The following is a 6,168-nucleotide window of genomic DNA, read 5'->3' on the forward strand; positions in this document are numbered from 1 at the left end:
TGCGTACCCGTCCTGATGCCCGGTGGCGGCTGCGCCTTACCGGGCCTACGGTCTCGGGTATTGTAGGCCGGGCAAGCGGAGCGCCGCCCGGCAAAGAGTTCAGGTTACGTACCCGTCCTGATGGCACGGCCCGCGTTAGCCGAACAGGCTGGAGAGACGCTGGAGCACCAGCAGGGCGCTGTAGTAGTCAAGACGGAAGGTCTCGGTGCCCAGCGGGTAGACGCGTTTGCCTGCGACCGCCGGGAGATGCGCCAGCAGCGGGTTGGCGTAGATGGCATCCGCATCTTTCTGGTCGCCGGCGAACAGGAACAGGCTCTGGCCGTTCAGACCGGCCGCGAGGTTCTCCCCGCCCAGCTGCACGATATCGTGGCGTTTACCCTGGCTATGGCTGGCGGGCAGGCCGCCCGGCAGCGTCGCCAGGCTAAAGCCCAGCTGTTCGAGCATCTGCCCCTGGGCCGATGCCGGCGTCCAGATATTGGCGCTGTGCGCGGCGGCGGTATAGACCAGGGCGGTCACCGGCTGCGGCGGCAGTTTCATTTTTTCTTTTAACGAAACGAGCTGTTTATTGAAGTCGGCTATGCGCGCGCTGGCCTGCTGCTCATGGCCGGTGATCTGCCCCAGTTGGGTGAGCAAGGTTTGCCAGCTTTTATCGTCATAGTTGATGACCAGCGTCGGAGCGATCGTTTTGAGCTGATCGTACAGCGGCAGGGCAGAGTCGCCGCCGGTGGCGCTCACCAGGATCAGATCCGGCATCTGGGCGGCCACCGCTTCCGCGCTTGGTTCGCCGATGTACAGCCGCGCCAGCTTGCGGGCTTTGGCGACCTCGCTCCACTGGCGCAGAAAGCCCTGACTATCGGCGACGCGGTTGTTCGGCGTGGTGGCGCCGCTGGCGACCACCGGGGCGTCAATCGCCAACAGCGAGCCGGTGAGGGTCACGCTGGTGGAGACAATGCGCAGCGGCTGGCTTGGCAGGGTGTGTGTCCCGTAGCTGTCGGTGACCTGGCGCGGCCAGTCCGCCGCCTGGGCTGAGGTAATTCCTAAAAGCAACAGCATGCCGGTCAGCGCACCGCGGCGGCAGAAAGAAAAGAAGTTCACGTCATCGCATCCTGATTCGAAAGGTAATAAATGCGTCTCATTTTCAACTTTGCGTCAGCAGGATGCAAGCCAAAGTGGCGCGCAATGACGTAACGCGGTTGACATGGCGGGCAATACCTTTTAGGTTAGCCAACCAAAATACAAATGATAATTATTCGTAATATATTTATCGTTTTTGGAGGATGATATGGAAACGTCACTGGCTGAGGATGTACAGAAACACACCCAGACCCTGTCTCCGGACAGCTTCTTCTTTATGTCGCCGTACCGCAGTTTTAGCACCTCCGGCTGCTTCCGCCGCTTCTCACAGCCCGCTGTCGGCGGCGATGCGCTGAACGGCGAGTTCCAGCAGCAGATGGCCGCCGCTTTTGCCGAGGCCCGCGCGGCGGGGATCCGCAAGCCGGTGATGGTGGGGGCTATCCCGTTCGACACCTGTCAGCCTTCCGAGCTCTATATCCCCGAGCGCTGGGAAGCGTTCTCTCGCCCGGAAAAACAGCGTTCCGCCCGCTACGCCGCGCCGCTGGAGACAATGGAAGTGGTGGAGCGCCGGGAGATCCCGGAGCAGGACGCGTTTTTAGCCATGGTGGAACGCGCTGCCGCGCTGACCGCCACCCCGGAAGTGGACAAGGTGGTGCTCTCAAGGCTTATCGATATTACCACCCGCGACCGCGTCGATAGCGGCGCGCTGATGGAGCGACTGATCGCCCAGAACCCGGCGAGCTTTAACTTCCACGTGCCGCTCTCCGACGGTGGCGTGCTGCTGGGCGCCAGCCCGGAGCTGCTGCTGCGTAAAGACGGGCCGCGCTTTAGCTCATTGCCGCTGGCTGGCTCCGCCCGTCGTCAACCGGACGATGTGCTGGACCGGGAAGCGGGCAACAGGCTGCTGGCATCCGGCAAAGATCGCCACGAGCACGAGCTGGTGACCCAGGCGATGAAGAGCGTGCTGGGCCCGCGCAGCAGCCAGCTGTCGCTGCCGGCATCGCCGCAGTTGATTACCACCCCAACGCTCTGGCACCTGGCAACGCCAATCGAAGGCACCGCGCTGGCGCAAGAAAACGCCATGTCGCTGGCCTGTCTGCTGCACCCGACCCCGGCGCTGAGCGGCTTCCCACACCAGGTGGCGAAGCGCCTGATTGCCGAACTGGAACCCTTCGACCGTCAGCTGTTCGGCGGCATCGTCGGCTGGTGTGACGATGAAGGCAACGGCGAATGGGTGGTGACCATCCGCTGCGCGCGTCTGCAGCAGCGTACGCTGCGCCTGTTTGCCGGCGCGGGAATCGTTCCGGCCTCCTCGCCGCTGGGCGAATGGCGCGAAACCGGCGTCAAACTGACCACCATGCTTAACGTATTTGGCTTGAATTAAGAGGCAAGGATGATTGCATTTACCCGTTGGCCGGAAGAGTTTGCGGCCCGCTATCGTCAAAAAGGCTACTGGCAGGATCTGCCGTTAACCAATCTGATCACCCGTCACGCGGAAAACGACGCCGTGGCGATTATCGATGGCGAACGGCAGATTAGCTACCGCCAGTTTAATCAGCTGGTGGACAACCTTGCCTGCTCGCTGCAGCGCCAGGGACTGAAGCGCGGGGAAACCGCGCTGGTGCAGTTGGGCAACGTCGCCGAGTTTTACATCACCTTCTTTGCGCTGCTGCGCATCGGCGTCGCGCCAGTGAACGCGCTGTTCAGCCATCAGCGCAGCGAGCTTAACGCCTACGCCGCGCAGATTAAACCGGCGCTGCTGATTGCCGATCGCGAGCACGCGCTGTTTGCTGACGATAGCTTCCTCCATGCGTTTATCGCTGAGCATCCTTCCCTGCGCGTCGCACTGTTGCGTAACGACGGCGGCGAGCGCGATCTGGCGACGGAGATTAACCGCCCGGCGGATAACTTTGTCGCCAATCCAACCCCTGCCGACGAAGTGGCCTTTTTCCAGCTCTCCGGCGGCAGCACCGGGACGCCGAAGCTGATCCCGCGCACCCATAACGATTACGACTACAGCATCCGCCGCAGCAACGAGATCTGCGGGATCAACGCGGAGACGCGCTACCTCAACGCGCTGCCGGCGGCGCATAACTATGCGATGAGTTCCCCGGGTTCGCTCGGCGTCTTCCTCGCCGGCGGGCGGGTGATCCTCGCCGCCGACCCGAGCGCCACCCTCTGTTTCCCGCTGATTGAACAACATCAGATCAACGTTGCCTCGCTGGTGCCGCCGGCGGTCAGCCTGTGGCTGCAGGCGATCCATGAATGGGGCAGCAATGCGCAACTGCAATCGCTGGAGCTGCTGCAGGTCGGCGGCGCGCGCCTGTCGGCGACCCTCGCCGCGCGCATTCCGGAGGAAATCGGCTGCCAGCTGCAGCAGGTGTTCGGCATGGCGGAGGGGCTGGTGAATTACACCCGCCTTAACGACAGCCCGGAGCGGATCATCCATACCCAGGGCTGCCCGATGTGCCCGGACGATGAAGTGTGGGTAGCGGATGCCGACGGCAACCCGCTGCCGCGCGGCGAAGTGGGTCGCCTGATGACCCGCGGGCCGTATACCTTCCGCGGCTACTACAACAGCCCGCAGCATAACGCGGAAGCCTTTGACGCTGACGGGTTTTACTGCTCCGGCGATCTGATTTCGATCGACGAAGACGGGTATATCACCGTCCAGGGCCGGGAAAAAGATCAGATCAACCGCGGCGGCGAGAAGATCGCCGCTGAAGAGATCGAAAACCTGCTGCTGCGCCATGAGGCGGTGATCCACGCCGCGCTGGTCAGCATCGAAGACAACCTGCTGGGCGAGAAAAGCTGCGCTTATCTGGTGGTGACCTCGCCGCTGCGCGCCGTCGCGGTGCGCCGCTTCCTGCGCGAGCAGGGGGTGGCAGAATTTAAACTGCCGGATCGCGTGGAGTGCGTTGCCGCGCTGCCGCTGACGCCGGTGGGCAAAGTCGATAAAAAACAATTACGTCAGTGGCTGGCCGAAGGCAAGCTGGGCTGAAGGAGAACAGAGAATGGCAATCCCTAAATTACAGGCATATGCGCTACCGGAAGCCAGCGATATCCCGGCGAACAAAGTCAACTGGGCCTTTGAGCCGTCGCGCGCCGCGCTGCTGATCCACGATATGCAGGAGTATTTCCTCAACTTCTGGGGCGAAAACAGCGCGATGATGGATAAAGTGGTGGCCAATATCGCCGCCCTGCGCGACTTCTGCAAACAGAACGGCATTCCGGTGTACTACACCGCCCAGCCGAAAGAGCAGAGCGATGAAGATCGGGCGTTGCTGAATGATATGTGGGGGCCGGGCCTGACCCGCTCGCCGGAGCAGCAGCAGGTGATTGCCGCGCTGGCGCCGGATGAAGACGATACCGTGCTGGTGAAATGGCGTTACAGCGCATTTCATCGCTCGCCGCTGGAGGAGATGTTGAAAGAGGCCGGCCGCGACCAGCTGATCATCACCGGCGTTTATGCTCATATCGGCTGCATGACCACCGCCACCGATGCTTTCATGCGCGATATCAAACCGTTCTTTGTCGCCGACGCCCTGGCGGACTTCAGCCGTGAAGAGCACCTGATGGCGCTGAAATACGTCGCTGGCCGCTCCGGCCGCGTGGTGATGACCGAAGAGCTGCTGCCGCTGCCGGCCTCCAAAGCGGCGCTGCGCGCGCTGATCCTGCCGCTGCTCGACGAATCCGACGAACCGCTGGATGATGAAAATCTGATCGACTACGGTCTGGATTCGGTGCGGATGATGGCCCTGGCCGCCCGCTGGCGCAAAGTGCACGGCGATATCGACTTCGTGATGCTGGCGAAGAACCCGACCATCGACGCCTGGTGGGCGCTGCTCTCCCGTGAGGTGAAATAATGGCGGCGCTGGATTTCCACGGCCAGACCGTGTGGGTGACCGGCGCAGGTAAAGGGATTGGCTATGCCACCGCGCTGGCTTTCGTCGAGGCCGGGGCTAACGTCACCGGTTTCGACCTTGCCTTTGACGGCGAAGGTTATCCGTTTGCCACCGAAACGCTGGACGTCGCCGATGCCGGTCAGGTACGCGACGTGTGCGCGCGGCTGCTCAACAACATCGAACGACTGGACGTGCTGGTGAACGCCGCCGGGATCCTGCGCATGGGCGCCACCGACCAGCTGAGCGCGGAAGACTGGCAGCAAACCTTCGCGGTCAACGTTGGCGGCGCGTTTAATCTGTTTCAGCAGACGATGGCCCAGTTCCGCCGTCAGCGGGGCGGGGCGATCGTCACCGTCGCCTCCGATGCCGCGCATACGCCGCGTATCGGCATGAGCGCCTATGGCGCCTCGAAAGCGGCGCTGAAAAGCCTGGCGTTAACCGTTGGCCTTGAGCTGGCAGGCAGCGGCGTGCGCTGCAACCTCGTGTCGCCGGGCTCCACCGACACCGATATGCAGCGCACCCTGTGGGTCAGCGACGATGCCGAGCAGCAGCGGATCCGCGGCTTCGGCGAGCAGTTTAAGCTGGGCATCCCGCTGGGCAAAATCGCCCGCCCGCAGGAGATCGCCAATACCATTCTGTTCCTCGCCTCTTCTCACGCCAGCCATATTACGCTGCAGGATATTGTGGTCGATGGCGGCTCGACGCTGGGGGCGTAAATGGCCTGGAAGCGAGAGCTCACGCTGGCGGCGCTGAACGCCAGCAGCGAAAACACCATGGTGGCGCATCTTGGCATCATCTACACCCGACTGGAAGCGGGGCTGCTGGAGGCGGAGATGCCGGTGGATGCGCGCACCCATCAGCCGTTTGGTCTGCTGCACGGCGGCGCCTCCGCGGCGCTGGCGGAGACGCTGGGCTCGATGGCCGGTTGGCTGATGACCGAAGAAGGGCAGTGCGTGGTGGGCACCGAGCTTAACGCTACCCACCATCGTCCGGTCTCCAGTGGGAAAGTGCGCGGCGAATGCCGACCGCTGCATCTTGGCCGCCAGAGCCAGAGCTGGGAGATAGTGGTGTATGACGAGAAGGGGCGGCGCTGCTGCACCTGTCGTCTGGGCACCGCGGTGCTGGGCTAAGAAGCCGCTATTTCCCCGGCTTGCGCTACGCTTAGCCGGGCTACGTATCGGCGCAATGG

At 62.9% G+C, this 6,168-nt stretch carries 6 protein-coding genes; 5 read left to right on the top strand and 1 reads right to left on the bottom strand.

Annotated elements, in window-relative coordinates; all coding sequences use genetic code 11:
* Positions 1 to 135 precede the first annotated feature (135 nt).
* Positions 136 to 1,095 carry a Fe2+-enterobactin ABC transporter substrate-binding protein gene (fepB, locus tag HMPREF3096_RS05740; RefSeq protein ID WP_012542488.1) on the bottom strand — a complete coding sequence of 320 codons (960 nt, stop codon included), beginning with the start codon at positions 1,093 to 1,095 and terminating at the stop codon, positions 136 to 138.
* Between the two features lie 187 nt (positions 1,096 to 1,282).
* Between fepB and entC the strand changes: the two genes are divergently transcribed.
* Genes entC through entH form a run of 5 tightly spaced genes read left to right on the top strand, consistent with a single transcriptional unit; the run spans position 1,283 to position 6,109 of the window.
* Complete coding sequence (gene entC, locus HMPREF3096_RS05745) at positions 1,283 to 2,458, top strand: isochorismate synthase EntC (protein ID WP_012542487.1); 1,176 nt, start codon at positions 1,283 to 1,285, stop codon at positions 2,456 to 2,458.
* A 9-nt stretch (positions 2,459 to 2,467) separates the two neighbouring features.
* Complete coding sequence (gene entE, locus HMPREF3096_RS05750) at positions 2,468 to 4,075, top strand: (2,3-dihydroxybenzoyl)adenylate synthase EntE (RefSeq protein WP_032729602.1); 1,608 nt, start codon at positions 2,468 to 2,470, stop codon at positions 4,073 to 4,075.
* A 13-nt stretch (positions 4,076 to 4,088) separates the two neighbouring features.
* Positions 4,089 to 4,940, top strand: coding sequence for an enterobactin biosynthesis bifunctional isochorismatase/aryl carrier protein EntB (entB, locus tag HMPREF3096_RS05755; RefSeq protein WP_032729606.1), 852 nt, complete (start codon positions 4,089 to 4,091; stop codon positions 4,938 to 4,940).
* Positions 4,940 to 5,695 (top strand): 2,3-dihydro-2,3-dihydroxybenzoate dehydrogenase EntA, encoded by a 756-nt coding sequence (entA, locus tag HMPREF3096_RS05760; protein ID WP_012068428.1) that lies wholly within the window; start codon positions 4,940 to 4,942, stop codon positions 5,693 to 5,695. Before entB ends, entA begins: the two co-directional genes overlap by 1 nt.
* A complete protein-coding gene (gene entH / locus HMPREF3096_RS05765; RefSeq protein WP_008805589.1) occupies positions 5,696 to 6,109 on the top strand; it encodes a proofreading thioesterase EntH in 414 nt (137 codons plus the stop codon).
* Positions 6,110 to 6,168 lie beyond the last annotated feature (59 nt).

It is taken from the genome of Klebsiella sp. HMSC25G12 (assembly GCF_001807705.1).
Taxonomy (GTDB): Bacteria; Pseudomonadota; Gammaproteobacteria; order Enterobacterales; family Enterobacteriaceae; genus Klebsiella; species Klebsiella variicola.

Excerpts from the sequence above, each read along its gene's own strand:
- entC (WP_012542487.1), top strand. The coding sequence starts at position 1,283 with ATGGAAACGTCACTGGCTGAGGATGTACAGAAACACACCCAGACCCTG.
- entE (WP_032729602.1), top strand. The coding sequence starts at position 2,468 with ATGATTGCATTTACCCGTTGGCCGGAAGAGTTTGCGGCCCGCTATCGT.
- entB (WP_032729606.1), top strand. The coding sequence starts at position 4,089 with ATGGCAATCCCTAAATTACAGGCATATGCGCTACCGGAAGCCAGCGAT.
- entA (WP_012068428.1), top strand. The coding sequence starts at position 4,940 with ATGGCGGCGCTGGATTTCCACGGCCAGACCGTGTGGGTGACCGGCGCA.
- entH (WP_008805589.1), top strand. The coding sequence starts at position 5,696 with ATGGCCTGGAAGCGAGAGCTCACGCTGGCGGCGCTGAACGCCAGCAGC.